This is a genomic window from Alistipes sp. AF48-12 (assembly GCF_003477565.1).
GTDB classification, from domain to species: domain Bacteria; phylum Bacteroidota; class Bacteroidia; order Bacteroidales; family Rikenellaceae; genus Alistipes_A; species Alistipes_A hominis.
The window spans coordinates 72,388-98,002 of sequence record NZ_QUDJ01000002.1 but is presented as its reverse complement, the minus strand read 5'-3'; the positions used below and the strand labels follow the sequence as shown (position 1 = coordinate 98,002).

Sequence of the window (25,615 nt, the reverse complement as noted above, 5' to 3'; positions counted from 1 at the left end):
TCCGGATTTTCTATTTCAGCAGTTTGTCGATCGCGCTGATGTATTCCAGCGAGTCGTCGATGTAGAAGGCCAGTTCGGGCACGTGCCGCAACTGGTTCCTAACCCGCGCGCCGAGCGTTTTGCGAATCAGCCAGTTGTTTTCCTGCAGCGAGGCCATCACCTCCGCATGTTTTTCGAACGGGAAGATGCTCAGGTAAATCTTAGCCAGTTCGAAATCCGGACTCATCCGTACCAGCGTTACCGATACCATGGCTCCGCACAGCAGCGAAGCGGCCTCTTTGGAAAAAATTTCGCTGATGTCGCGTTGGATTTGCCGCCCGATTTTTTGCTGGCGGGTGGATTCGATGCGGTCGTTCATTTTTTATCTGTTTTTTGTGATTCCTGTATCGATTCGGTCTCTTTTACCGTCGGTTGGCCGGCCGTTTGTCCGGGCGTTCCGGCGGGTGTGGGATACTCCTTTTTCGTTTTTTCCCGTTTCGTCTTCCGCTTTTCCGGTTTTTGCCGCAGCAGGGAGTCCGGAAGCATTCGTTGCAGGGTGTCCGGGAGCGCTTGCCGTAGTCCGGACGGCAGACTGTCGGCAGAAAGGTCCGCTGCGCTCAGGCTGTCCCCATGCTTTTTCGCTTTTTCGATCAGTCTTTCGGCCCGGCGCATTTCGGCCTCCTGCATCCGTCTCGCGACGCCCTTGCTCGGCTCGGCGCGGATGCCTTCTTTGCTCAGGCGGTAATAGAAGGCCATCGAAACGTTGATGTTGTCCAGCGGCGAATGGGTCGGATTGCCCTGGTATTTGGTTCCGTTCCGCAGAACGTCCGAGTAACCGAAATAGTAGCGGCCTTCGAAAGCCACCTCGAACCGACGGATCAGGAACGAAAGTCCCGCTCCGCCGCAAAGTCCGTATCCCCACCGCGTATCGCGGGTCAGTTTCATCGTATACGGTCCCTGTTCGTAGATCCCCGCCCGTTTCGATTTATAATAGTATTTCGAGTCCATGAAATAAGAGAGGTAGACGCCCAGGTTGACGAAGAAACGTCCGTGCCGCTGCATGAAATAGAAATGCGGCTGCCACATCAGCGGCAGTTCGAACGAATTGATCGTGCGGTGGTAGCTCGTGTCGCCTTTGCTTTGCAGGTCGTACATGAATCCGCGTCCCATGTACTGCAAATCGGCCTGGATGGCCCCGACGAATTTTTGCGCGGTATAGAATTTATACGAAATCCCGCCCGAATAGAGCCCCCATTCGGTGCCCGTCTCCCGGGACGGGGTGAACCGTGCGGAACCGCCGCCCCATCCGCCGCGCACGCCGATATAATGCTGGGCCCGGAGCGTTCCGCATCCCAGCAGGATCACGAGTAAAGACAGTTTAGCTATTTTCCACATATTTCGTTTCTTGTTCCGCATTCGTTTGTTCCGCGACAGCTTTCGTTACCGGCCTATCATGCTGCCCATACCTCCCATGCTGCCCATGCCCATGCCGCCGCCGCTGTTATGCTGTTTCTTCTGGTTGGCGGCGTCTTCGGCCCGTTTTTTGGCGATCGCTTTCAGCCGCGCTTCGTTGTCCCGGTTGATTTTCGCCGTCATGCTTTCCATCGTAATGGGGCCGAAAATCCGGTTCATGTCCACGTCGAAGACCAATTCCCAGTTCTCCTTGGTCGTGATTTCCTCCGAATTATTGTCGTCGACGTACATCCCGACCCGTTCGGGCTGCCGTCTTTCGACCAGCGATCCGGTGTCCCATCGGCCGTTCCCGTTGAGATCCTCGATGAAACGGATTTTTACGGTACCTACGTCGATGTATTGCAGCGTATGGCTCCCCGTTTTCAGATGGGCGACCTCTTTCAGAACGGAGCCCTGCGGGGAGATCACCTGTACGACGTATTCGCTTTCGGGCGTTTTACCCTGGATATTCAGCACCAGCGTGGCGTACTTTTCGGGCGATTCGATCGTAAACTCGGATCGCAGCGTATCGTTGCTCTCGCCGTTGGTGTTCTTGAATACGCCGGCCGGGATAAGCAGCCGGTATTTCTGATCGGCTTCCCACGGGGCCGCGAGAGTCCATTTCCGGAGTTTCAGGGTATCCTGCCGGAAAGTCAGCCCGACCGGCGTCGTCTGGTCGCCTTCCCCGAGTTTCAGCAACGACATGGCCGCGCTGTCGACTCCCGTCAGCGGATAATCGAATTCGAAAACGATGTTTTTCTCCGGATTGAGCGTCGTTCCGCCCGCTACGCGGACTTTGAACGGATTGGGTTCCGGAAGGTCGTCCTCTTTTTTCTTTTTCTCCTCTTTTCTTTTTTCCACCGGGGCCCTCCAGCCCAGTTTCAGCAGTTGGGTGTCGGGCTGCAAGCGGAACAGGCTGTCGTGCTTCATGTAAATCAGCTTGCCGCGCAGCGTGTCGGGCAGGTCTTCGGATCTGGAGTCGAACCACAGTTCCATGGTGTCCCGCTTCGAATTTCCGTATTCGGTGACGATCTTTCCGGGGTCGATTCCTTCGAACGAAAGTTCTTTGATGTCGGGATGCGGAGCCGTAAAGGTAAGTACGATCCGGTTGCCGTGCGTGCGCTTCGATCCGGTGTAGGTCTGCCGTCTGAACGGTTTGTCCATGAACATCCGCATCATGACCTGCGGGTCGGCCTGCATGTAGCGGCGCGTGGTGTCGTACCAGATGTCGAATCCCGGCTGGTTCAGCGGGTTGTAGGTCGAGTCGAGGAATGCCACGCGGTCCACTCCCGGTTCGTATTCGAGGTTCCCGTTGTTGTCTTCGAGCGCGTAGATCCGGTAGTCGATCGGTTTCAGGTTCTCAGCGATGAAGATTCCGTTCGGGAAAGATTTCCCGACGGCGATCGGTTTGCTTTTCAGCAGCGTCGAATCGTACTGCGGGATCGAGTCGGTTTTCGCGTCGTAAAAGAGGATGTAGACGTTGCCCACCGTATCCGTCGTCATGGCGTCGGTCGTGTAGCCGGACATCAGCAGCGAGTCGATGTGGTCGCCCGTCGAAAAGACGTAGCGCAGGCCGGTATACGGATTCCCCTCGTTGTTGTCCACGACGCTTTTGCCGAAGTTCAGCGAATAGGTCTGGTTCGAATCCAGATCCTCCTTCAGGTCGATCTGGATACCCCGCCCCCGCAGCATGAGGGTCGGTTTTTTCTTCATGAACGGGGAGGTGAAAAACTCCTTCTGCTGGTCTTTGAGCTGGACGTATTCGTTGAACTGGATCGTGATCCGTTTGTCTTTGAAATTGGTCGTCCCGAAAGCGGGGGTCATCATGACGACTTTCGGCGGCAGCGAGTCGCGCGGGCCTCCCTGCGGGGTGCCGACGCTGGCGCAGCGGGCCAGGATCCCGAAGCAGAAAAAAGCCAGGATCCCGAAGCGGGCGATTGTTTTACAGATATTTATTTCGGTCACGCTCATTTTAATCGGAGAATAGGAAACAAAGGTAGTGATTTTTCGTCAGTTTTTCATGCCGTCCGCGCCCGGCGGATTTGCGGCCTGTAGCAGTTCGCGGCGCAGTTGCCGGATTGTTTTCTTCAGCACCGGGTGCACGTAGTCGGGAAGTACCTCTTCGAGCGGCGCCAGCACGAAATCCCTTTCGGCGATCCGCGGGTGGGGAATCGTCAGCCGGTCGCTGTCGACGACCCGGTTGTCGTAGAACAGCAGGTCGATATCCATCGTGCGCGAACCGTACCGAGCCCGGGCCGGCGAACCCGCCCCAACTGCCGTTCGATCTGCAGGCAGCGCTCCAACAGTTGTTCAGGCGGAAGCGCCGTAGCGACTACGAGCACCTGGTTCAGAAAACGTTCCTCGGCTTCGAATCCCCACGCTTCGGACTCCAGTACGGACGAACATCGTTCGACGACGCCCACCTCGCGGGAGATCGCCTCCCGCGCCGCTTCCAGGTTTTCCGCTACCGACCCGAGGTTTCCGCCGGTGATCAAGACTGCTTTCGACATCAGATTTTACGGATCAATTTGCTGATTGTTAATGCAAAGTGCGGGAATAGGATGCGCGGGTTGCCATTCTGGGCGACCTGTCGGATCGCCAGTTCCATTTCGGCGATCAGTTGCTCGATGTTCCCGTTGTTGACGTACGGAGCAAATTTCCTGCAAAATTCGTATTCGCGGCCGAACAGGTAGGCGATCCGTTCGACGCCGGCCGTCAGCATGTAGCTGTCGCGGAGCAGCCGGATGGCGTTTTCGAGCAGTTGTTTCTGTTCTTCGCGGCCCAGGGCGGCGACCGTTTCGGCCCATTCCAGCAGTTCCATGTGGCGGTTTTCATAGCTGAGCCGCATCAGCCGCACGAACAGTTCGAAATATTCGTCGCTGCTTTCGCGTTGTTCCAGCACCCGCGACGCTTCGAGGATGCTGCCGCGCGCGAGCCGCGCGACTTTGGCCGCATCGTCCGTCGGCAACCCTTTGCGGGCGGCGAGCCACGCCGCCATCCGTTCGTCCGCGATGGCCGGTACGTCGACGACCTGCATCCGCGACAGGATGGTGGGCAGCAGCCGTTCGGGCGATTCGGAGACCATCAGGAAGAGGGTCTTTTCCCACGGTTCCTCGATGATTTTCAGCAGTTTGTTCGCCGCCTGCGTGTTCATCCGCTCGGGCAGCCAGATAATGACCGCCTTGTATTCCGATTCGAACGCTTTGAATGACAGTTTGCGGATGATCTCGTCGGCTTCGAACGTGCTGATATTTCCCTGTTTGTTGTCTATTTCGATGGCCGAATACCACATCGGTTCGCTGAAATACCCGCCGGTTTTTTCGAACAGCCGCCTCCACTGCGACAGGAAAGCGTCGCTCAGCGGCTTCTCGCCCGACGATTTTCCTTTCGGCGTGTTGACCGGAAAGACGAAATGGACATCCGGATGGGCCAATTGCGCGATCTGGCGGCAGGACGGGCATTGCCCGCAAGAGTCCCCGTCGCGGCGGTCGGTGCAGTTTAGGTACTGGGCATAGGCGATCGCCAGCGGCAGTGCGCCGACGCCTTCGCCGCCAATGAAGAGCTGGGCATGGCTGATTCGTCCGCGCGTTACGCCCTGAACCAGTTTGGCGGCGGTTTCTTGCTGTCCTGTGATCTCTTTAAACTGCATGGCTTCGTTGTTTGAAAATGACCGGGTTTTCCGTCGCGGCGGCCGTTTCCGCTCCGGTGTGGCGTTTGCGCGGACTGCGGCGGCGCAACCCTCCCTGCAAAGATACGAAAAACCGCGGAGTTTATTATTTGCGTCCGGTCGATCCGAATCCGCCGGCGCCGCGCTCCGTTTCGCTCAGCTCCGACACGCTTTCCCATTCGATGCGCGTGAATTGCGCGACGACCAGTTGCGCGATCCGCTCGCCCGGTTTCAGTTCGAACGGCTCGTTCGACAGGTTGACCAAGATCACTTTGATTTCGCCGCGGTAGTCGGGGTCGATTGTCCCCGGCGCGTTGGCTATTGAAATGCCGTGTTTGGCGGCCAGCCCGCTGCGCGGACGCACCTGGATCTCGTAACCGTCCGGGATTTCGACGTAAAGGCCCGTCGGAACGAGAGCCCTTTGCAGCGGTTCGAGCACGATGCTTTCGGTCGTATTGGCCCGGACGTCGAGGCCGGCCGCGCTGACCGTTTCGTAATGCGGCAGTTCGAATGCCGATCGATTTATGACTTTTATTTTCATGTCGTTAACGTTTAATGATCGAGTGTAATATACCTTTCAGGTCGATTTTTTCGAGACGGATCGCATAGAGTCCGAAAGCCGCCAGCATCGCGAGGTTCAGCGTGTACTCCAGCGCGGCGGGCAGCGCGGACGTGAGCAGCGACGCCCCGTAAATCGCCCCGCCGACCAGGAAGTAGGTCCCGATCCGGCGCAAGTCGTACGGGACGGGATAGTGTTTCTGGTTCAGGTAATAGCTGACGGCGACCATGGCGGTTTCGCAGCCCAGCCGGGCGAGCGCGGCTCCGAAATATCCCAAGACGGGAGTCAGCGCCAGGTTCAACCCGAGCGTGAAAACGAGCCCCGTTCCGGTGATCCAGATCGCGTATTTCGTTTCGCCGGTCTTTTTGTACCAGAACGACAGGTTCAGCCAGATCCCTGCGAAAATATTCGCCAGCAGGATGACCGGCAGCATGTAAACCCCTTCGCGGAAGTCTTTCCCCATCATCAGCGCGAACAAGTTCGTGAAGAGCGTGATGCCCAGAAACATGAAGATCGACACGATGATGAAATATTTTTGGGCCTCTGCGTTTTGCCGTTTGAAATCGTCGTTTTTAAACCCCGACAGAAAGTAGGGCTCCGCGGCGTAACGGTACATCTGGGTGAATAGGAAGATGATGACGGCTAACTTCGAAACGGCGCCGTAGATGCCCAACGCGTCCATCGAGATGCCCGAAGGCAGCAGGTATTTGATCATCTGCCGGTCGATGAACTGGTTCGATACGCCGGCGATGCCGCTGACCAGCAGCGGGAACGAGTACGCCAGAATCGTCCGCAACTGCCGCCACCGGATGCGCGGCATGGCGTCCCGGAAGTCCGGTATCAGTGCGAACAGCAGCACGATGTTGGCCAGCAGGTCGGCCAGCAGCACGTATCCGGCCCCGTATTGCGGGTCGTACCACGATGCGCAGATGCCGAGTTCGGCCAGTCCGGGCAGTCCCGAGTAGAAAAAGAAAGTCAGCGCGAGGTTGACGATCACGAACAGCAGCCGCAGGATCATGAACCGTTTGGCCCGGCCTTGCTGCCGCAACCGCGCCAGCGGGATCGCCGTGACGGTATTCAGCATAACGATGGCGGCGACCAGCCGGATGTACGACGGATGGTCGGTGTATTCCATGACCCGGGCCAGTTGTGGCGTAAACAGCAGCGCGAGTACGAAAAAAACGATGCTGACGGCGGTCACCGCGCCCCATACGTTCGAAAAGATCGTCCGCTTTTCCGCTTCGCTGCCGGCCTTTCCCGCAAAGCGGAAATAACCGGTTTCGAGGCCCATCGTCAGCAGCACCAGCACGAACGGGATCAGCGCGTAGAGGTCGGTGACGACTCCGTACTCGCCGACGGTCATCACGCGGGTCAGGTACGGGAACAGCAGGTAATTCAGGAAACGGGGCACGATCGTCCCTAGCCCGTAGATCGCCGTCTGTCCCGCCAGTTGTTTCAGCATATCGGGTTAATTTTTCACAAAAATAGCGAAATATGCGATACGATGCGATGTCTGCCCGTTTTTAATATTCCGTGTGTTTCGCCCCGGTTTTTTCGGTCGAAACGTCCGGAACGTTCCGCTTCGAAAACAAAAAAGGCCGCCGCACGAAGCGACGGCCTTTCTGGAAAAGGTTTTGTCGGCGGTTATTCCTTGCCGATGTTGTCGAGGGCTTCCTGTACTTTTTCGATGAACATGTCGCCGTCGGCTCCTCCGACGATTCGCCCTACTTCCGTTCCGTCCTTATCGAGGATCAGGAAGGTGGGGTAGGCGCGCACGCCGTATTTTTTAGCGACGTCGATGCCTTCGCCCTTTTCTGCGTCGAATTTGGCGTTGACGAACGTCTTATTGAAGTAGTTGCCCACTTTTTCCTGCGGAAAGACCTGCGTGGCCATCGCTTTGCACGGGCCGCACCAGGTGGCGTAAACATCCACGAACAGGTATTTTTTCTCCTTGGCGGCTTTTGCCAGCAACTCTTTCAGCGTCCCTTTTTCGAACACCGTTCCTTTGATCTCCTTGGCGGCCGGGGCTGTCTCCTTCGTGTTATTCTGAGCGAATGCCGCTACCGAGAACAGCGCCAACATCGTCATTGCAATCCATTTTTTCATAATTTTTCGGTTTTTAATGATTCGTATCGGTTGTCGTTTGCAATTGTCGTTCCATAACAGAACGGAAAAACCGTCCGTTTAGTTGTGCATTTCCTTCGTTATTTTGCGTTTCCGGTCGGTCGCTGCCCGGAGCCGGCCTCTCGTTTTTCCCGCTCGCGGGTGGACAGCAGTCCGCAGGCCGCCTGGATGTCTTCGCCGCGCGAAGCGCGGATCGTCGTCGTGATCCCCCGGCGGGTCAGCGCGTCGCGGAAACGGACCAGGGTCGTCTCGTCCGGGCTTTGCATCGGGGCGTCGGGGATGGCGTGGAAGCGGATCAGGTTGATGCGGCATTTCAGCCCCGCCAGCAGTCGGACGAGCGCTGCTACATGCCGGTCGGAATCGTTGATTCCCCGGAACATGATGTATTCGAAACTGATGCGTCGCTGGTGCGAAAAATCCCATTTTTTCAACTCCTTCACCACTTCTTCGATCGGATACCGGTTTTGTACCGGCATCATTTCGAGCCGTTCGGCGGCGAACGGGTTGTGCAGGCTCACCGCCAGGTGCACTTTCGTCTTCTCCAGGAACGTGCGCATGGCCGGGATGACGCCGACGGTCGACAGCGTGATACGGGTCGGACTCCAGGCGTAACCCCAGTCGGCGGTCAGGATTTCGAGCGACCGCAGTACGTTATCCGCGTTATCGAGCGGTTCGCCCATGCCCATGTAGACCACGTTGGTCAGTTGCGCGCTTTCGGGGATCGACCGGATTTGATTCAGAATTTCGCCGGCGGTCAGGTTGTGCGCGAAACCTTGGCGCGCCGTCATGCAGAAGCGGCAGCCCATCCGGCAGCCCGACTGCGACGAAACGCACAGCGTCGCCCGCTGGCCGTCCGGGATGTAGGCCGATTCGACGAAGCGATCCCGCAACGTCGGGAAAAGGTATTTTTTCGTGCCGTCCGCAGATTGCTGTACGGCAGCCGACGGGATGCGGCCTACTTGATATCTCTCTTCGAGCGCCCGGCGGTTTTTCAGCGAAATGTTCGTCATCTCGTCGATCGACAGCGCTCCCTTCCGGTAAATCCATGCCGCGATCTGAGTGGCCGTGAAGCGCGGCATCCCGAACGAAGCGGCGACTTCGGCGAGCTCGCCGAGCGTTTTGCCGAACAACCATTCCTTTTCCATAGCGCAACGGGTTTGTACAAATAAAAAAAGGCTGTCGCCGACAGCCTGTAAAAGTCAAGGTGGAGAATACCAGGGTCGAACTGGTGACCTCTTGCATGCCATGCAAGCGCTCTAGCCAACTGAGCTAATCCCCCTTCGGGGGACAAATATAGGCATATTTTCAAAATCTGCAAAACCGGATGACGAAAAAAACGGGCGGAGGCTTTTTTTCGACGGTATTTTTTGTAAATTTGTGGTAAATTGAGTCTGGTGCGCGAGAGACGGGGGAGGGTGTTCCGGCCGCGTGGCGAAGCGCCTTTTTTGAATTTATGAAACAGGAAAACGAAACGATAGTTCCCGCCCGCGAAGCCGTGCTGGTCGCGGTGATCCGGGATCAGCAGCAGGAACGGCAGGCCGTGGAATACCTCGACGAACTGGAGTTTCTGGCCGAGACGGCCGGGATCGCTTCGGTCAAACGGTTTACTCAGCGGTTGGCCAACCCTTCGTCGAAAACGTTCGTCGGCGAGGGTAAACTGGCCGAGATCGCGGCTTACGTCGAGGAGCACGAGATCGCCTACGTGATTTTCGACGACGAACTGACTCCGTCGCAGTTGCGCAACCTCGACCGGATTTTCAAAAATAAGATTTACGACCGGACAAGTCTGATTCTCGATATTTTCGTGCAGCGTGCGACCACGGCCTATGCGAAAGCGCAGGTCGAACTGGCCCAGTGTCAGTACTTGTTGCCTCGGTTGACCGGGATGTGGACGCATCTCGAACGGCAACGCGGCGGAACCGGGACGCGCGGCGGCGCCGGCGAACGGGAGATCGAGACCGACCGCCGCGTGATCCGCGACCGGATCAGCAGGCTGAAAGAGCAGCTCAAAAAGATCGACCGGCAGATGGCCGTGCAGCGCAGCAACCGCGGGTCGCTGGTGCGCGTGGCGCTGGTAGGCTATACGAACGTCGGAAAATCGACGTTGATGAATCTGGTTTCGAAAAGCGAGGTTTTTGCCGAGAACAAGTTGTTCGCGACGCTCGACACGACGGTGCGCAAAGTTGTTTTCGACAACCTGCCGTTCTTGCTGTCGGATACGGTCGGCTTTATCCGCAAGCTGCCGCATCAACTGGTCGAATCGTTCAAGTCGACGCTCGACGAGGTGCGCGAAGCCGACCTGCTGCTGCATGTGGTGGATATTTCACATCCGAATTTCGAGGAGCAGATCGACGTGGTGAAGCAGACCCTGCAGGAGATCGGGGCGGGCGATAAACCGGTTTTTCTGATCTTTAACAAGATCGACGCTTACACGTTCGTCCGCAAGGACGAGGACGACCTGACCCCGGCCACGCGTGAGAATCTTTCGCTGGAAGATCTGAAGCAAAGCTGGATCGCAAAAGCCAACACGCCGTGTATCTTCCTTTCGGCGCGCGAGAAAATCAATATCGAAAAGTTCCGGCACGACCTGTACGGCATGGTGCGCGAGATCCATGCAGGGCGTTATCCGTTCAATAACTTTTTGTATTGATCGTATTTCTGTGAAATACAAAAATGTATTTTAATAAAGGATATTGCGAAAATTCACAAAACAGCTACATAAAAAAAAGGGCGGACAGATGATGATACGGGTATTGGATCGGGAAAACACCATTTTCAACAGATTTATCGCGCAGATGCGCGACGTGAACGTGCAGGGCGACAGCATGCGTTTCCGGCGCAACCTGGAGCGGGCCGGCGAAGTGATGGCTTACGAGATCAGCAAGACGCTGCACTATACGAAGCACGTCGTGGAGACTCCTCTCGGCGAAGCCGAAGTGTCGCTGCCGGACGACCAGCTGGTGATCGCTACGATCCTCCGGGCGGGGATCCCGTTCCATCAGGGGTTTCTGAATTACTTCGACGATGCGCAGAATGCGTTCGTGTCGGCCTACCGGAAGTATAGCAAGGACGGCAGTTTCCATATCAAGGTTGAGTATATATCGAGTTGCGAATTGACCGGCAAGACGCTGCTGCTCGTCGATCCGATGCTGGCTACCGGGGCGTCGTTGGCGCTGACCTATCAGGCGTTGCTGGAGAAGGCCGGGAAACCCCGCCGGACGATCGTCGCTACGGTGATCGCCAGCGAGGAGGGGATCGAGTTCGCGAAAAAGAATTTTTCGATGCAAGAGGCCGAGATTTGGTGCGGAACGGTGGATGCCGAACTGACGGTGAAATCCTATATCGTTCCCGGGATCGGCGATGCCGGCGATCTGGCCTACGGCGATAAAATGTAATGAACTGTTAGATAGGGCGAATGCCCGATGGGGGAACGATGGAGAATCCGCAGTTGGAACTGGCCGACCGTTTTATCGGGGAGACCGCCGTCAATCTGTTTTTGACCGGACGGGCGGGGACGGGCAAGACTACGTTCCTGCACAGGCTGCGGGAACGCTCGCCGAAACGGATGATCGTCGTGGCGCCGACCGGTGTGGCAGCGATCAATGCCGGCGGGGTGACGATCCATTCGTTTTTCCAGTTGGCGTTCGCACCGTATATTCCCGAATCCGTCCGCGGCGTGAACCCGCAGAACCGACAGGAGCAGTTCCGTTTCAATAAACAGAAAATAGCCATTATTCGCAGCATCGACCTGCTGGTGATCGACGAGATCAGCATGGTCCGCGCCGACGTGCTCGATGCGGTCAGCGACGTGCTCAGGCGGTACCGCGATCCGGGCAAACCGTTCGGCGGCGTGCAACTGCTGCTGATCGGCGACCTGCAGCAGTTGGCTCCGGTCGTGCGCGACGAGGAGTGGAGCTTGCTCGGTCGATTCTATGCGTCGCCGTTCTTTTTCGAATCCCGGGCACTGAAGGAGACGTCGTACGTCTGCATCGAATTGCAACATATTTACCGGCAGAGCGACGAACGCTTCATTACGATGCTGAATGCCGTGCGCGAAAGCCGCGTCGATCCTGCGATGCTCGAAGAGCTGAACCGCCGTTACCGGCCCGCTTTCGATCCGGACGAAAAGGACGGATACATTACGTTGACATCGCATAACCATACGGCGCATGGGATCAACGAGGCGAAAATGGCCGCGCTGCCCGGCGCGTCCTGTACTTACCAGGCGGCGCTGGAAGGAACGTTTCCGGAATACCTTTATCCGACCGATGCGTCGCTGACGTTGAAGGCGGGGGCGCAGGTGATGTTCATCAAAAACGATCCGTCGCCCGAGAAACGGTATTATAACGGAAAAATCGGTATCGTGACGGGGTTGGACGACGGGTCGGTCGAGGTGCTGCCGCACGGGGCCGCCGAGCCGATCGCCGTGGAACCGGCCGAATGGCTGAATACCAAATACAAGATCGATCCCGAAACGAAAGAGCTGACCGAAGAGGTCGAAGGCCGCTTCGTTCAGTATCCGCTGAAAGCGGCATGGGCTATTACGATCCATAAAAGCCAGGGGCTTACGTTTGAACGCGCGGTGATCGACGCGGCCGACTCTTTTTCGCACGGGCAGGTGTACGTGGCGCTCAGTCGCTGCAAGAGTTTGGAAGGGTTGGTGCTGCGCGCCCCGCTCGACGCGCGTTGCATGATCTGCGATCCTACCGTCCGCGCGTTTACGGATTACGCCGCGGAACACCGGCCGGACGGCGCGCTGCTGGCCCGTCAGGCCGAAGCTTATTACCGGCGGCTGTTGTTGGAACTGTTCGATTTCGCGGCGGTAGGCAAACGACTGCGGATACTCCGCCGGTTCGTCGACGAACACCTGGGCGCGCTTTATCCGAAATTGTCGGCCATGTGGCAACAGCATACGGTGCGTTTCAGCACCGAGATAAGCGATGTCGGCATTCGTTTCCAAAAACAGATCGACCGTATGATCGGCGGGAGCGCAGGCTACCGCGACGATCCGCGGCTCGCCGAACGGGTCGGCAAAGGACGGGACTATTTCCTGGCCCGATGCGGCGAGATTATCGATCCGCTGTTGGCGGCCTGCGACGTCGAGATCGACAGCAAGGAGCTGCGGAAAGATTTTGCGAAGATGCTGTCGGCGGCCGGGGACCAGGTGCGGATTAAAAAAGCCGTGCTGGAGGCGACCGCTGACGGATTCGACCTGCACCGTTACCTGGAAGCGAAGGCGAAGGCTTCGCTGGAAGAGTCCCGGATTTCGATCGGCGCGGAAGCGAAGGTGACGGTTTCCGACGACGTGCTGCATCCGGCGCTTTTCGAAACGCTGCGGAGCTGGCGCAAAGAGGAGGCCGGCCGGCAAAAAGTTCCGGTATACGTGGTGATGAGCCAGAAAGCGCTGCTCGGCGTGTCGAACCTGTTGCCTTCTTCGCTCCGCGAACTGGCGCGTATCAAAGGGATAGGCGATAAGTTTCTGGAGAAATACGGGGACACGGTGCTGGAATTCGTTCGGGAGTTCCGGGCCGAAACGGGAGCCGATATGGATTTCCCGACTCCGGAGGTCGCCGTGAGGCCGGATGCAGGGGGGACGAAACCGAAGAGAAAAGAGCGGGAGGACACGCGGCTGGTTACGCTGGGATTGCTCGAAGAGGGGCTTACCCGCCGCGAAATCGCCGCCGAACGCGGATTGAGCGCAGCTACGATCGACGGGCATATTGCCGACCTGATCCGGCGCGGCGCGCTCGAAGCCGACCGATTCGTGCCGGAAGACAAGATCCGGGCGATTACCCGTTGTCTGAACGAGCATCCCGGAGAGAAATTCGCATTGATACAGGAAAATCTCGGCAGCGATTATTCGTACAGCGAGATCCGTTTCGTGCACAGTGCGCTCGAACGGGGCGAGTAGTCCGCCGTTGCGGTTTCCGTTTTTGTTATCTGCCGCAAGAGTGTTACCTTTGTTCCGCATAAAACAACGGATCATGGAACAGAATTACGCCAGAGAAGAGGTGTACAATCCCGAAACCATCGAGAAACTTTCCGAACATTACCGAGCGATCCTCGAACTGCTGGGCGAGGATACCGACCGCGAAGGGTTGGTCAAGACGCCCGAACGGATCGCCAAGGCGATGTGTTTCCTGACGCGCGGTTACGATGAAGATCCGCGCGAAATCCTGTTGTCGGCCAAATTTCACGAAGAGTACAAACAGATGGTGATCGTCAAGGATATTGAGCTGTATTCGCTTTGCGAACACCACATGCTTCCTTTTTACGGGAAGGCGCACGTCGCATACATTCCGAACGGCTATATTACCGGACTCTCTAAAATCGCCCGGGTTGTGGAAGCTTATGCGCGCCGTCTCCAAGTGCAGGAACGACTGACCGTCCAGATCCGCGACTGCATTCAGCAGGCGCTCGATCCGTTGGGGGTGGCGGTGGTGATCGAGGCCGGACACATGTGCATGCAGATGCGAGGCGTGCAGAAACAGAGTTCACTGACCACTACTTCCGCATTTACAGGCGTGTTCCTCAGGCAGATGCAGACCCGGGAGGAGTTTATTCATCTGATCCGCCGCGGCTGATCCGTCTTCTGCAAGGGAGATTCCGGTCGAAAAATCAAAGCGGACCGGGAGGAAGATTTTTCCTGATTTATTCTTTCGCCTTCGTCTCTTCGACGTGCGGGCGGGCCACCGCTTCGCCTTCGCGGATAACCGGATAACCGGGTTTTACGGGCGGTTGCTGCGGAGCCTCGGGGGCCGGCGGAGTCCCGGCGACGGAATCCTGCTTCGGAGTCGTATCGACCGTAACTTTTCCTTTTACTTTGCGCATTACGAAATCGTCGAACCGCTCGTTCGATTCGAACCCGTCGGCATAGATGACGTCCCCTTTCTGGGTGATTTTCGAATCGACGTTGGAATAGACCCGTTTGGATTTCTGGTTCCAGAACAGCTGCTCGGTTTCGAGCTGGTTGCCGTCGGCATTGCTGCCGCGGACATTTCCTTTGGCTTCCCAGAGCTGCTGCCGTTTCATGAAGATCGCGTAATTGGCCGACAGCTTCGCTTCGACAGTCTGGGTCGAATCGTTGTAGGTCTCGATCTCGATCCCTTTGCGGAATTCGATGTAGGGTTCCTCGGCATATTCGTACTCTTCGAGCAGCGGCGCGGAAAAACGGAAGGAGAGGTTGCCTTCCTTCGTCTGGATGACCGTCAGGTTCTCGCTCTGCTGGGTCATCATATTCTGGTTGTTCTCCTCTTCGACGACGGCCGTTTGCCGCGAGCACGAAAACAGCAGCGCCGCACTTCCGAGAAGTGCGGCGACGGCCGTGATATTTCGGTAAAAGCGAATCATTTCGATCGGGGGCCGGTGTTATTGGTACTTGAACCGCTTGAACCAGTCGTCCTCGCCGAACAAGCTCAGCCCGATGGAGAGTTTGATGTAATTCTCCCGGATCATCCGAAACTGCCGCGTTCCCATCGCGCCGTCGGCGGTTCTGCCGCGCTGGCCGAATTCGACTCCGACATTGACGGCGCTCAGTCCCTGGACTTTGATCGGAATGCCCACGCCGAGCGTGATGGCCTTGTCGCGGACGTTGTGCCCGTTGATCCGCATGTAGTAATCGTTGTAACGGAAGCCGAGCCGGTAAGACCACCGGTTCAGGACATGGCGGACATCCATCGGATTCGGAATGTACTGAACGCCGAACTTGATGTACTGGTTGTTTTTGAATTCTATGCCGTTCATCGGATCGTTCGTGTTCACGTTGTTCCACTGTTCCATGGAGTAATCCAGGCCGAGGCTTAACCGTACGGATTGGTAGCTCAGGCCGAAAGTGAACGTATTGGGCAGCGAGAAATTCTCTTTTGAAGTCGTATCGGTAATTTTGTCCGACGTAATGCTGGTCGAGTAGATCGAGCGGCTCGTGGTCGGCTTGAGATTCGTCCTGGGCCGGTAAGTCGCTCCGAAGGTCAGCACGCGTTTATCGCTCTGAATCAGGTCGTATTGCAATCCGATGTTGGCCCCCAGCCGCGAAATGGATTCCCGCGCGGTTCCGTGGGCGTTGACGAAGGTTTCGTTGGACAGCAGCGAAGTGATGTCGGTGTTGAAATACCGCGAGATACGCCCGTGGTAATAAACCATGTCGGCGCCGACCGACAGACGTTTGGTCAGCAGGATGCCGAATCCCAGCTTGGCCTGCGTGACGTTCCCTTCTCCGGTGTAGTTATACAGCACGTCCATATTATTGGCCAGGAAGAACGGGTCGGTGTCGCGCATTTCGATCCGGTAACCCACGCTGCTCATCGGGGTGACGCTGATGCCGATTCCCAGCGAACGGGCTATCGGGAACGCAAGTGCGATATCCCTTACGTTGAACGAATTGTGGCTGGTTTTGGCTGCCGAAGTTTTCGAGTAGGTGTTGTTTCCTTCGATTTCGACGTTGAACAGGAACGTTTTTTGTTTCAAAATGCTGTAAGAGGCCGGGTTCAGGTAGTTTATCTTCAGCGCGTTGCGTAATCCGATACCGGCGCCTCCCATCGAACGCATATACCCGGGGCCCTGGGTCGAGAAGTCCCCGATTCCGTAAAACGTATAAGGAGAGAAAGTATTCAGACTGCTGCTCTGAGCCCACGCCGCTGCGGGCAACGCCAGCAACAATGCCAGGACAACCCGGAGAATTCGCTTGTTATTCTGCATTATATTCTAAAATTCGGTTCAGACCGTAAGCCACAAGGTCGTAGGTTGCAAATATCGTATTTTTTAATCGTTTGGCAAAGAAATTACTGTCTCCCCCGGTGAAAATTATCCGCAGGTCGCTGTATTTGCGTTGCAGGTCGCGGATATAGCCTTCGATTTCGTAAACGATTCCGTTGACCACGCCGCATTCGATGGCGCTTACGGAGGTGTTGCCGAACAGTTCGGTCGGGTTATCGTTCAGCGAGCACAGCGGCAGTTTTTTCGTGAAGTGGTGCAGGGCCTTGAAACGGATCGCCGCGCCGGGGGTGATGTTGCCGCCAAGGAATTCGCCGCCCGAGACGACGTCGATCGTAATGGCCGTTCCGAAATCGACGATCAGGATATCGCTGTTCGGGTAGATCGTATTGGCCCCTACGGCTGCGGCCAGCCGGTCGGCGCCCAGCGTGCCGGGCGTGGCGTAGCGGTTGACGATCGGCACCGGGACGTTTTGGTCGAACCTCAGGAACCGCTTCATGCGCTGTTCCAGGAACCGTTCGAGTTCCTCGTCCGTGTCGCGCGACGAGACGATCACCGCGGCGTCGATGCCCGGGTTCGCTTTGAGCAGTTTTTCGATATAGGCCGTGTCGATCTGTTCGGTTTTCAGAAAATCGACGACCTGGCCACCGTCGATGATGGCCAGTTTGGCGAGCGTGTTTCCTATGTCGATAGCAAGATTCATCCGTACAAAATTAGTGATAAAAACCGTTCCCGCAACCTCCCGCCGCTCTCCGCTCCGGTACGAAATCCCGCTAAACGACCCCTTCCCCGTGGACTTTGGCTGCCAGTTCGCAAAGGTTCGCAGTCGCTTCGGATATGTTTTTTATATTTCTAACTACAATAGACAGCTTATTATTGTTCTGTTTGAAAATAAATTTACTGTCGGGGCGCGTCGCGATTTTCAGGATGTTGCCGAATACCGTGCTTTTGTAGTAGGCCGAATGCTGGTTTTCGATGAATTTCAGGATCATGATGCCGTTTTTGACGATCGCTTTCTCGAACCCGAGTTCGATGCATACCCACCGCATCCGAACGATGTCGAACAACTCGCGGGTCGCTTCCGGAACCGGGCCGAAACGGTCGATCAGATTTTTCTCGAAAAGGGCCAGCCGCCGGTCGTCTGTGATGTGGTCGAGTTCGCGGTACAGGCGGATTTTCTCGGCGGAACTGCTGATGTAAGCGTCCGGGATAAAGGCTTCGCGGTCGGTGTCGATCTGCGTGTCGGAGATGTACGTGGCCGGTTGCGGCGGCGCCGTTTCGCCGGGCGTTTCGCCGGTTTTCGCGAATTCTTCTTCGCGCAGTTCGGCGATCGCCTCGTTCAGGATTTTCTGATAGGTTTCGAAGCCGATATCGGCGATGAAACCGCTCTGTTCGCCGCCCAGTAGGTTGCCTGCGCCGCGGATGTCCAGATCCTGCATGGCGATGTTGAATCCCGCGCCGAGGTCGGAGAACTCTTCGATGGCCCGCAGCCTGCGTCGTGCGTCGGACGACAGCATTTCGTCCGGCGGCGTCAGCAGGTAGCAGAACGCCTTGCGGTTCGACCGCCCGACGCGGCCGCGCAATTGGTGCAGGTCGCTCAGGCCGAAGTTTTGGGCATTGTCAATGATGATCGTGTTCGCGTTCGGCACGTCCACTCCCGATTCGATGATCGAAGTGGCTACCAGCACGTCGAACTCCCCGTAAATGAAGTCCATCATCAGTTGTTCGAGCTGTTGCGGGTTCATCTGCCCGTGCCCGACGCCAACGCGCGCTTCCGGGCACAGCTTCCTCACGAGGCGTTCGATGTTGCCGATCGTCTCGACGCGGTTGTGGACGAAATAGACCTGCCCGTTGCGGGAGAGCTCGTATCCGATCGCTTCGCGGATGATCTCCTCGTCGAACAGGTGGCTCTCGGTGGCGATCGGCTGGCGGTTCGGCGGCGGCGTTGAAATGACCGACAAGTCGCGCGAACCCATCAACGAGAATTGCAGCGTACGCGGGATCGGGGTGGCCGTCATCGTCAGCGTGTCGATGTTGGCTTTCAGGTGGCGCAGTTTCTCTTTGGCCGCTACGCCGAATTTTTGTTCTTCGTCGATAATCAGCAGGCCAGATCCTTGAATTCGATGCTTTTGCCGAGCAGTTTGTGCGTTCCGACCAGAATGTCGATCTTGCCGGCGGCCAGGTCGTCGGCGATCTGCCGCACCTCTTTCGCGCTTTTCACGCGGCTCAGGTGCTCGATCCGCACGGGGAATTCTTTCAACCGGTCGTTGAACGTTCGGTAATGCTGCAAGGCGAGGATCGTGGTCGGAACCAGTACGGCGACCTGTTTCGAGTCGGTGACTGCCTTGAAAGCGGCCCGGATCGCGATCTCGGTCTTGCCGAAGCCGACGTCGCCGCAGATCAGCCGATCCATCGGCGTGCGGCTCTCCATATCCTGCTTGACCAGTTGCGTGGCGGTCTGCTGGTCGGGCGTATCTTCGTAGATGAACGAGGCTTCCAGTTCGTGCTGCAGGTAACTGTCCGGCGAATATGCGAAACCTTCGCTCGCCTTGCGTTTGGCGTACAGCGCGATCAGCTCGCGGGCGATGTCCTTGACCGCCTTTTTCGTGTTCAGCTTCATCCGCTGCCAGGCGCCCGATCCCAGCTTGTAGATTTTCGGCGGTTCGCTCTCCTTATCTTTGTATTTCGAAATGCGGTGCAGCGCGTGTACGTTGACCAGCAGCACGTCGTTGTCGCGGTAGACCAGCTTGATCGCTTCGTGTACCTTGCCGTTTTCGACCGTGCGCGTCAGTCCGCCGAAGCGTCCTACGCCGTGGTCGATGTGTACCACGTAATCGCCTACCTTCAGCGAGTTAAGCTCCTGGATCGTCAGACTTTCGCTGCGGTCCAGTTCGCCGCGGATGCGATAGCGCTGATAACGGTCGAAGATCTGGTGGTCGGTATAAAAACACTTTTGCGAAATGTGGTCGATGAATCCGGCGTGCAGCGTCAACGGCACCGATCCGAACCGGACCTGTTTGGCGCCGATCGAATTGAAAATATTGCCCAGGCGTTCCAGTTGGGCTTTATTTTCGGTCAGGAAAAAAGTTTCGTATCCGTTTTCGCGGTTTCGTGTGATGTCTTCGGCCAACAGTTCGAAATTCTTGTTGAACTGCGGCTGCGGCGAAGTATTGAAGGCGATCCGGACGTCTGCGGCGCGTTCGGTGATGTTGTCGTTGAGCAGGATGAAGGTCGCCTTGCCGCTGTTTTCTAAAAATTCTTTGCGACTGGTGACCATCCGGTCGATTTCGGACGGATTTTCGAGGTCGCCGAGTATTTTGGTGCGGATGTCGTTGAATCGTTTCAGCGTGTATTCGCCGTCGGCGATCCAGTAGACGGCCTGTCCGGCGAACGTGGCGAACGAAACGCGGGCCGACGCATTGGCGATGTCCTTCAGGTTCGGGACGATTTCGACTTCGGCGAGTTTCCCGGTCGAGAGTTGCGTCGAAATGTCGAACGGGCGGATCGAGTCGATCTCATCGCCGAAAAAGTCGATGCGGTACGGCACGTTGGACGAAAACGAAAAAATGTCGATGATTCCGCCGCGTACCGAGTATTGTCCCGGTTCGTAAACGAAATCGACCCTTTCGAAACGGTTCGTCGTGAGGATTTCTTCGACGAATGCCGTCGAGAGACGGTCGCCTCTGCGCAGCGTCAGGATGCTTTCGCGGAGCTGCTGCTGGCCGACGACTTTTTCGGCCAGCGCTTCCGGATAGGTGCAGAGCGCCAGCGCGCCGCCGTCGTTGTTTTTTACGGCGTTCAGCGCCGCCGTTCGCTGTACGATCCCCGACGGATCTTCCTGTCCGAATTGGATCGAACGTTTGTAGCCGGTCGGGAAAAACAGCAGTCGTTCTTCGCCCAGCAGCGGAAACAGATCGTTGTACAAGTAGCCCGCCGCGTCCCGGTCTTCCATGACGAAGACGTGCAGCCCTCCGGTTTGCCGCACGGCTGCTGCCGCGACCAGCGACAGCGACGATCCGGCCAGCGAAGCCAGTCCGACGCTGCGGCCGGGACGGATCTCCGCGGCCAGTTGCCGGTAAGCTTTTTCGCCGGTAAAAAGTTGCAGCAGTTCGTCGGTGGTCATGGTGCGGTTCAGAACAATTCTTCGTCCTTCCGGTTGAAATAACGGGTTTCGATGATGCCGGTGGTCGTGTTTTTAACGATGCGGATGGCGCACCGGTATTTCAGCATCCAGCGCAGCCGCAGCGAGAATACCCCTTTGGTCAGGAAGGCGGCTACGACCGGGTTGACTCGGAGCTTGATGTAGTCGAGTTTTTTCTCTTTCGCGTAGTAGGCGATCTGTTTTTCGATTTGCGTATCGAGCAGCGCGGCCGGCGTGACCAGTCCGGTGCCGTGGCAGGCCGGGCAGGTTTCGCGCATGTCGATGTGCGTCTCGGGACGCACCCGTTGGCGGGTGATCTGCATCAGGCCGAATTTCGATAGCGGCAGGATGGTGTGCTTGGCGCGGTCGTTCGCCATCATCTCGCGCATCTTTTCGACCAGCGCCGTGCGGTTTTCGCTTTTGTGCAGGTCGATGAAGTCGATCACGATGATACCGCCCATATCCCGCAGGCGCAACTGCCGTGCGATCTCGGCCGCCGCCGCCAGGTTGACGTCCATGGCCGTCTGCTCCTGGTCGTTGTCCACTTTGGCGCGGTTGCCGCTGTTGACGTCCACCACGTGTAGCGCTTCGGTATGTTCGATGATCAGGTAGGCTCCCTTTTTCAGCGAGACGTATTTGCTGAAAAGCGACATGATCTGTTTCGATACGTCGAAATTGTCGAAAATGGGAACGTTGCCTTTATAGAGCTTGACGATTTTTTCCTTTTCCGGAGCGATCGTGCGAATGTATTCGCGCACTTCTTCGTAGACGGTCTGGTCGTCGATGCAAATGCTGCTGAACGAACCGTTCAGCAGATCGCGTATGATGGTGGTCGTTCGGTTCTCTTCGTTGAGGATCAGGGCGGGAGCCGTACTGTTGCGGACGCCCGATATGACTTTTTTCCAGCGTTCGATCAGCGACAGGATGTCGTGCTTGATCTCTTCGTCCTGCTGTCCCATCGCCGCGGTGCGGATGATCACGCCGTAGTTGTTCGGCAGCACTTCCGATGCGATGCGCTTGAGCCGTTTGCGCTCTTCGGCCGAACGGATTTTCTGCGAAATGGATACCTTGTTCGAAAACGGGATCAGTACGACGTTGCGCCCCGCGAGCGACATGTCGCAGGTCAGACGGGGCCCTTTCGTCGAGATGGCCTCTTTGGCGATTTGTACCAGGATCGATTGTCCGCTGGCGATGAATCCGGATATTTTCCCGTTCTTGCCCATCGCCTTGTCGAGGCGCATGGTTTCGAAGTTCGGGATTTTCTTGTTGTTGGTCAGTATGTTGACCAGCTTCTGCTGGGTGGTGAACTGAGGGCCGAGATCCAGGTAGTGGATGAATGCGTCTTTTTCGTATCCTACGTTGACGAACGCGGCGTTCAACCCGGGCATGATCTTCTTGACTTTTCCCAGATAGATATCGCCGACGGCAAATCCCGTTTTGCATTTTTCCTTGTTCAGTTCGACAAGCTGTTTGTCTTCGAACAGGGCGATGGTGATTTCGTTGGAGGTTACATTGATTATTAATTCTTTATTCATCAGTTGTTTGAGGTTTCGTCACGATCCGCCGTCGTCGCTTGGCGATCCTTTGCGCGGGCGGTCGTGGGGGAGAAGTGATCACTGGCTGTTTATTATGCAATAAACTAAAGACCCCGAAGGGCTCTTTAGGTTTATAATACTAAAGATGCATAAAATATGCGACCTACTTTTTCTTTTTGTGTCTGTCTTTTCTCAGACGTTTTTTCCGTTTGTGGGTAGACATTTTATGCCTTTTCCTTTTTTTACCGCTTGGCATGATTGAAAAATTTAATAAATAAGGTTACTATTTGGTGTTAGCTTTCACCTTGCCCGCAAAGCTCTTGGCCGGTTTGAACGCCGGGATGTTGTGGGCAGGAATTGTGATCGTCGTATTTTTCGAGATGTTACGGGCTACTTTTTCAGCTCTTTTCTTAACGATGAAGCTGCCGAAACCTCTCAGGTATACGTTCTTATTGGCCGTCAGCGAATCTTTGATGCTTTCCATGAAAGATTCCACGATCTGCTGCACCTGCGCCTTTTCGACGCCCGTGCTTTTTGCGATTTCATTAACGATGTCCGCCTTAGTCATAATTACAAGTATTTTTAGTTTAACTTATTTTCAAAACTCCCGCTGGAGTGCAAAGATACATTTAATTTTTGATTCCAACGATAAAAACAACTTTTTTTTTTGGATTTCCGAGCGCGCTAACTCTTTCTGTCCTATTTCGTTTCTATACCCTGAGGTTTCGCAAAAATCAGCCCAAAAATCACGCCGGCCCGATTTTCGTTTATAAATCTTATTCTGAGACGAATAACCGTTCTGTGGAAGGGTAAGTCGCTGTCTGTTAGATTCGTGTCTTTCGGCGCCTGCCGTAAGTATAACGCGGCAAAACGTTTTATAGTCTTTCAGCGGGCAATAAACGGCTGATTTTTGCATTATAATCGAAACAAACGGCCGCATTACGGACTTTGTATTCGGTGGGTTGGCTGGAAAATAATTATCTTTGTTAGTAAAATTCGGAGGAGTTATGAGCGGTGCTAAAATTTTATGGGTGGACGACGAGATTGATCTGCTGAAACCCCATATCCTGTTTTTGAAGGGAAAAGGTTATGACGTGGAGACCTGCAACAACGGTTACGATGCGATCGACCTGGTGGCTGCGCGGCAGTTCGACCTGGTGATCCTCGACGAGATGATGCCGGGGCTGACGGGGCTCGAAACGCTGCCCCGGATCAAGGAGTTGCGGCCGATGACCCCGGTGATCATGGTTACCAAAAGCGAGGAGGAGAACATCATGGACAAAGCGGTCGGATCGAAGATCGCCGACTACCTGATCAAGCCGGTTAATCCGAATCAGGTGTTGCTGTCGATCAAAAAGAACGTCCACAGCCAGCAGTTGGTCACCGAACAGACCACGGCCGATTACCGCAGCGAGTTCGGGCGCATTTCGTCGTCGTTCGCCGATGCGCGGACGTTCGCCGATTGGGTGCAGATCTACCGCAAGCTGTATAACTGGGAGATGGAGCTCTCCGAATCGACCGATCCGGGCGTCCGCGAGATTCTCTCTTACCAGAAGAACGAAGCGAACAACGAATTTGCCAAATTTATCAAAAACCGTTATCTGGACTGGTTCGCGAAGCCCGACGACGATACGCCGGTGATGTCGCAGAACCTGATTCGCAAAAAAGTGTTCCCGGTGGTGGACGCCGCTCCGAAGACTACGTTTTTTCTGATCGACAATTTCCGGTACGACCAGTGGCGGGTGATCCAGCCGGTGTTGCATAGCCTGTTCGAAGTCGAAAAGGAGGATTTTTACTGTAGCATCCTGCCGACGGCGACACAGTACGCGCGCAATGCGATCTTTGCCGGACTGATGCCGGCCGCGATCGACAAGATCATGCCCGACCTGTGGCTGAACGACGATGAAGAAGGCGGTAAAAACCAGCACGAAGAGGATTTCCTGCGCCGCCAAATCCAGTCGCAGGGGAAGGGATACAGCCTGTTTTTCGACAAGATCGTCAAGACGGATTCCGGGAAACGACTGATCGAGAATATCGACAAGGTACATAATGCCGATTTCTCGGTGATCGTCTACAATTTCCTCGATATTCTGTCCCATGCCCGCACCGAGACGCAGATTATCCGCGACCTGGCCGAGGACGAAGCGGCTTTTCGTTCGCTGACCCGCTCGTGGTTCGAGCATTCCGACCTGTTGGAGCTGATGCGGCTGCTGGCCGAGCGCGGCCATACGATCATCATCACGTCGGATCACGGTACGATCCAGGTGGATAATCCGGTGCGCGTGCAGGGCGACCGCGCGACTTCGTCGAACCTGCGCTACAAGACCGGGCGCAACCTCGGCTTCAATCAGAAAGAAGTTTTTGCGATCACCAAGCCGGAGCTGGCGCACCTGCCGAAGTCGAACATCACGTCGACTTACATTTTCGCCTACAACCGCGATTTCTTCGTTTATCCGAACAATACGAATCAGTTCGTCCGCTATTACAACAATACGTTCCAGCACGGCGGCATTTCGATGGAAGAGATGATCGTGCCGTTCCTGGTGTTGAAACCTCGATAACCGACCGTTTGCCGTTATGGAGAATCCCGATGAACGCGGCGTCGATCTTACCCGCTGCTGCTATGCCGACCTCAGGGGCGGAACGTACCGTCTGGCGGTGTTGCCTTGGGGCGCTACGGAGCCGCACAACCTGCACCTGCCGTATCTGACCGATTGCTTGCTGGCGCAGAGCCTGGCCGTCGACGCGGCGGCGAGGCTGTGGCGCGAACGCCGCGTTCGCGCGGTCGTGCTGCCGCCCGTTACGCTGGGGGCGCAGAATCCGGGACAGTGGGACAAGCCGTTTTGTCTGCATGCCCGCTACGAAACCCAGCGCGCCGTGTTGGGCGACATCGTCGCTTCGCTGCGGCGGCAAGGGCTTTCGCGGCTGATCGTGCTGAACGGACATGGCGGCAATTCGTTCCGTAACATGGTGCGCGATCTGGCGTTCGAATACCCCGATTTCCTGATCGCTGTTTCCGATTCGTTCGGGATCGTTCCGCAGCGGGATTTTTTCGAGGAAAGGGACGACCACGCCGGGGAAATGGAGACTTCGCTGATGATGCATTACCATCCGGAACTGGTGGATATCGAACGCGCCGGCGACGGCCGTTCGGAGCCGTTCGCCGTGGAGTCGTTGAACGACCGGACGGCATGGGTGCCGCGCGATTGGAACCGGGTGTCGGAGGATACGGGCATCGGCAATCCGCTGAAATCTTCGCCCGAAAAGGGGGCGCGTTACGCCGAAGCGGTCGTCGACCGGCTGGTGCGGTTGTTCGCCGACCTCGCCGCGCCCGACGGCATTTACGGAGAGCGACGCCCGGAAACAGATCGTTTTTAACGGATTCGTCCGGAATTTTTCGTAGCTTTGTAAACGGCGGCCGGCGTCGCGCCCGAGGGCGTCGTCGGTTT

The 25,615-nt window shown here is 56.4% G+C and carries 21 protein-coding genes, 1 tRNA gene and 1 pseudogene; 6 read left to right on the top strand and 17 right to left on the bottom strand.

What is annotated here, in order from left to right:
* Nucleotides 1–10 precede the first annotated feature (10 nt).
* From rbfA to DW082_RS01595, 11 genes are all read right to left on the bottom strand, one after another.
* Nucleotides 11–358: a 30S ribosome-binding factor RbfA gene (gene rbfA, locus DW082_RS01640; protein ID WP_182424062.1), complete on the bottom strand. Its 348-nt coding sequence runs from the start codon at nucleotides 356–358 to the stop codon at nucleotides 11–13.
* A complete protein-coding gene (locus DW082_RS01635) occupies nucleotides 355–1,374 on the bottom strand; it encodes a porin family protein (RefSeq protein ID WP_182424061.1) in 1,020 nt (339 codons plus the stop codon). Before DW082_RS01635 ends, rbfA begins: the two co-directional genes overlap by 4 nt.
* Nucleotides 1,375–1,419: 45 nt before the next feature.
* A complete protein-coding gene (locus DW082_RS01630) occupies nucleotides 1,420–3,402 on the bottom strand; it encodes an Ig-like domain-containing protein (RefSeq protein ID WP_118457034.1) in 1,983 nt (660 codons plus the stop codon).
* 39 nt (nucleotides 3,403–3,441) lie between these two features.
* The gene (locus DW082_RS14830; RefSeq protein WP_259335456.1) at nucleotides 3,442–3,660 is read right to left on the bottom strand and encodes a 2-amino-4-hydroxy-6-hydroxymethyldihydropteridine diphosphokinase; all 219 of its coding nucleotides are present in this window, start codon (nucleotides 3,658–3,660) and stop codon (nucleotides 3,442–3,444) included.
* Nucleotides 3,606–3,941 (bottom strand): 2-amino-4-hydroxy-6-hydroxymethyldihydropteridine diphosphokinase, encoded by a 336-nt coding sequence (folK, locus tag DW082_RS01625; protein WP_259335455.1) that lies wholly within the window; start codon nucleotides 3,939–3,941, stop codon nucleotides 3,606–3,608. The genes DW082_RS14830 and folK overlap by 55 nt, the downstream gene beginning before the upstream one ends.
* Nucleotides 3,941–5,080, bottom strand: a complete 1,140-nt coding sequence (locus DW082_RS01620) for a DNA polymerase III subunit (RefSeq protein ID WP_118457032.1) — start codon at nucleotides 5,078–5,080, stop codon at nucleotides 3,941–3,943. Before DW082_RS01620 ends, folK begins: the two co-directional genes overlap by 1 nt.
* A gap of 124 nt (nucleotides 5,081–5,204) precedes the next feature.
* Entirely contained in the window at nucleotides 5,205–5,639 is a 435-nt protein-coding gene (gene dut, locus DW082_RS01615; RefSeq protein ID WP_055202594.1) for a dUTP diphosphatase, read from the bottom strand.
* A 4-nt stretch (nucleotides 5,640–5,643) separates the two neighbouring features.
* Nucleotides 5,644–7,119, bottom strand: coding sequence for an oligosaccharide flippase family protein (locus tag DW082_RS01610; protein ID WP_118457030.1), 1,476 nt, complete (start codon nucleotides 7,117–7,119; stop codon nucleotides 5,644–5,646).
* 182 nt (nucleotides 7,120–7,301) lie between these two features.
* Complete coding sequence (locus DW082_RS01605) at nucleotides 7,302–7,763, bottom strand: thioredoxin family protein (RefSeq protein WP_055202588.1); 462 nt, start codon at nucleotides 7,761–7,763, stop codon at nucleotides 7,302–7,304.
* A gap of 98 nt (nucleotides 7,764–7,861) precedes the next feature.
* Nucleotides 7,862–8,926, bottom strand: coding sequence for a 23S rRNA (adenine(2503)-C(2))-methyltransferase RlmN (gene rlmN, locus DW082_RS01600; protein WP_101571794.1), 1,065 nt, complete (start codon nucleotides 8,924–8,926; stop codon nucleotides 7,862–7,864).
* A 60-nt stretch (nucleotides 8,927–8,986) separates the two neighbouring features.
* Nucleotides 8,987–9,060 (bottom strand) — tRNA-Ala (locus DW082_RS01595).
* Between the two features lie 174 nt (nucleotides 9,061–9,234).
* On the opposite strand from DW082_RS01595, the gene hflX reads away from it, so the two are divergent.
* From hflX to folE, 4 genes are all read left to right on the top strand, one after another.
* The gene (hflX, locus tag DW082_RS01590) at nucleotides 9,235–10,431 is read left to right on the top strand and encodes a GTPase HflX (RefSeq protein WP_101571792.1); all 1,197 of its coding nucleotides are present in this window, start codon (nucleotides 9,235–9,237) and stop codon (nucleotides 10,429–10,431) included.
* A gap of 88 nt (nucleotides 10,432–10,519) precedes the next feature.
* On the top strand, nucleotides 10,520–11,176 hold the full coding sequence (upp, locus tag DW082_RS01585; RefSeq protein WP_055203514.1) for a uracil phosphoribosyltransferase: 657 nt from the start codon (nucleotides 10,520–10,522) through the stop codon (nucleotides 11,174–11,176).
* Between the two features lie 20 nt (nucleotides 11,177–11,196).
* Nucleotides 11,197–13,692 (top strand): helix-turn-helix domain-containing protein, encoded by a 2,496-nt coding sequence (locus DW082_RS01580; protein ID WP_228385748.1) that lies wholly within the window; start codon nucleotides 11,197–11,199, stop codon nucleotides 13,690–13,692.
* 73 nt (nucleotides 13,693–13,765) lie between these two features.
* Nucleotides 13,766–14,365, top strand: a complete 600-nt coding sequence (folE, locus tag DW082_RS01575) for a GTP cyclohydrolase I FolE (RefSeq protein ID WP_101571788.1) — start codon at nucleotides 13,766–13,768, stop codon at nucleotides 14,363–14,365.
* Nucleotides 14,366–14,432: 67 nt separating this feature from the next.
* On the opposite strand, the gene lptC is transcribed toward folE, so the two are convergent.
* The 6 genes and pseudogenes from lptC to DW082_RS01545 form a co-directional block, all read right to left on the bottom strand.
* On the bottom strand, nucleotides 14,433–15,131 hold the full coding sequence (gene lptC, locus DW082_RS01570; RefSeq protein WP_055202580.1) for an LPS export ABC transporter periplasmic protein LptC: 699 nt from the start codon (nucleotides 15,129–15,131) through the stop codon (nucleotides 14,433–14,435).
* Between the two features lie 18 nt (nucleotides 15,132–15,149).
* Nucleotides 15,150–16,475: a hypothetical protein gene (locus DW082_RS01565; protein WP_101571786.1), complete on the bottom strand. Its 1,326-nt coding sequence runs from the start codon at nucleotides 16,473–16,475 to the stop codon at nucleotides 15,150–15,152.
* The gene (locus DW082_RS01560) at nucleotides 16,465–17,193 is read right to left on the bottom strand and encodes a type III pantothenate kinase (protein ID WP_055202574.1); all 729 of its coding nucleotides are present in this window, start codon (nucleotides 17,191–17,193) and stop codon (nucleotides 16,465–16,467) included. The genes DW082_RS01565 and DW082_RS01560 overlap by 11 nt, the downstream gene beginning before the upstream one ends.
* Before the next feature lie 70 nt (nucleotides 17,194–17,263).
* Nucleotides 17,264–20,613, bottom strand: a pseudogene (gene mfd, locus DW082_RS01555) (transcription-repair coupling factor).
* An 8-nt stretch (nucleotides 20,614–20,621) separates the two neighbouring features.
* Nucleotides 20,622–22,166 carry an Rne/Rng family ribonuclease gene (locus tag DW082_RS01550; protein WP_101571782.1) on the bottom strand — a complete coding sequence of 515 codons (1,545 nt, stop codon included), beginning with the start codon at nucleotides 22,164–22,166 and terminating at the stop codon, nucleotides 20,622–20,624.
* Nucleotides 22,167–22,449: 283 nt separating this feature from the next.
* Complete coding sequence (locus DW082_RS01545) at nucleotides 22,450–22,734, bottom strand: HU family DNA-binding protein (RefSeq protein ID WP_055202566.1); 285 nt, start codon at nucleotides 22,732–22,734, stop codon at nucleotides 22,450–22,452.
* Between the two features lie 439 nt (nucleotides 22,735–23,173).
* On the opposite strand from DW082_RS01545, the gene DW082_RS01535 reads away from it, so the two are divergent.
* Together DW082_RS01535 and DW082_RS01530 are read left to right on the top strand one after the other, a co-directional pair.
* The gene (locus DW082_RS01535; protein WP_055202564.1) at nucleotides 23,174–24,727 is read left to right on the top strand and encodes a PglZ domain-containing protein; all 1,554 of its coding nucleotides are present in this window, start codon (nucleotides 23,174–23,176) and stop codon (nucleotides 24,725–24,727) included.
* 16 nt (nucleotides 24,728–24,743) lie between these two features.
* The gene (locus DW082_RS01530; RefSeq protein WP_118457026.1) at nucleotides 24,744–25,544 is read left to right on the top strand and encodes a creatininase family protein; all 801 of its coding nucleotides are present in this window, start codon (nucleotides 24,744–24,746) and stop codon (nucleotides 25,542–25,544) included.
* The last annotated feature ends 71 nt before the right edge of the window (nucleotides 25,545–25,615 follow it).

What these genes read in the sequence shown, in the direction of transcription:
- rbfA (WP_182424062.1), bottom strand. Translation starts at nt 358, where the DNA reads ATGAACGACCGCATCGAATCCACCCGCCAGCAAAAAATCGGGCGGCAA.
- DW082_RS01635 (WP_182424061.1), bottom strand. Translation starts at nt 1,374, where the DNA reads ATGTGGAAAATAGCTAAACTGTCTTTACTCGTGATCCTGCTGGGATGC.
- DW082_RS01630 (WP_118457034.1), bottom strand. Translation starts at nt 3,402, where the DNA reads ATGAGCGTGACCGAAATAAATATCTGTAAAACAATCGCCCGCTTCGGG.
- DW082_RS14830 (WP_259335456.1), bottom strand. Translation starts at nt 3,660, where the DNA reads ATGGATATCGACCTGCTGTTCTACGACAACCGGGTCGTCGACAGCGAC.
- folK (WP_259335455.1), bottom strand. Translation starts at nt 3,941, where the DNA reads ATGTCGAAAGCAGTCTTGATCACCGGCGGAAACCTCGGGTCGGTAGCG.
- DW082_RS01620 (WP_118457032.1), bottom strand. Translation starts at nt 5,080, where the DNA reads ATGCAGTTTAAAGAGATCACAGGACAGCAAGAAACCGCCGCCAAACTG.
- dut (WP_055202594.1), bottom strand. Translation starts at nt 5,639, where the DNA reads ATGAAAATAAAAGTCATAAATCGATCGGCATTCGAACTGCCGCATTAC.
- DW082_RS01610 (WP_118457030.1), bottom strand. Translation starts at nt 7,119, where the DNA reads ATGCTGAAACAACTGGCGGGACAGACGGCGATCTACGGGCTAGGGACG.
- DW082_RS01605 (WP_055202588.1), bottom strand. Translation starts at nt 7,763, where the DNA reads ATGAAAAAATGGATTGCAATGACGATGTTGGCGCTGTTCTCGGTAGCG.
- rlmN (WP_101571794.1), bottom strand. Translation starts at nt 8,926, where the DNA reads ATGGAAAAGGAATGGTTGTTCGGCAAAACGCTCGGCGAGCTCGCCGAA.
- hflX (WP_101571792.1), top strand. Translation starts at nt 9,235, where the DNA reads ATGAAACAGGAAAACGAAACGATAGTTCCCGCCCGCGAAGCCGTGCTG.
- upp (WP_055203514.1), top strand. Translation starts at nt 10,520, where the DNA reads ATGATGATACGGGTATTGGATCGGGAAAACACCATTTTCAACAGATTT.
- DW082_RS01580 (WP_228385748.1), top strand. Translation starts at nt 11,197, where the DNA reads ATGCCCGATGGGGGAACGATGGAGAATCCGCAGTTGGAACTGGCCGAC.
- folE (WP_101571788.1), top strand. Translation starts at nt 13,766, where the DNA reads ATGGAACAGAATTACGCCAGAGAAGAGGTGTACAATCCCGAAACCATC.
- lptC (WP_055202580.1), bottom strand. Translation starts at nt 15,131, where the DNA reads ATGATTCGCTTTTACCGAAATATCACGGCCGTCGCCGCACTTCTCGGA.
- DW082_RS01565 (WP_101571786.1), bottom strand. Translation starts at nt 16,475, where the DNA reads ATGCAGAATAACAAGCGAATTCTCCGGGTTGTCCTGGCATTGTTGCTG.
- DW082_RS01560 (WP_055202574.1), bottom strand. Translation starts at nt 17,193, where the DNA reads ATGAATCTTGCTATCGACATAGGAAACACGCTCGCCAAACTGGCCATC.
- DW082_RS01550 (WP_101571782.1), bottom strand. Translation starts at nt 22,166, where the DNA reads ATGAATAAAGAATTAATAATCAATGTAACCTCCAACGAAATCACCATC.
- DW082_RS01545 (WP_055202566.1), bottom strand. Translation starts at nt 22,734, where the DNA reads ATGACTAAGGCGGACATCGTTAATGAAATCGCAAAAAGCACGGGCGTC.
- DW082_RS01535 (WP_055202564.1), top strand. Translation starts at nt 23,174, where the DNA reads ATGAGCGGTGCTAAAATTTTATGGGTGGACGACGAGATTGATCTGCTG.
- DW082_RS01530 (WP_118457026.1), top strand. Translation starts at nt 24,744, where the DNA reads ATGGAGAATCCCGATGAACGCGGCGTCGATCTTACCCGCTGCTGCTAT.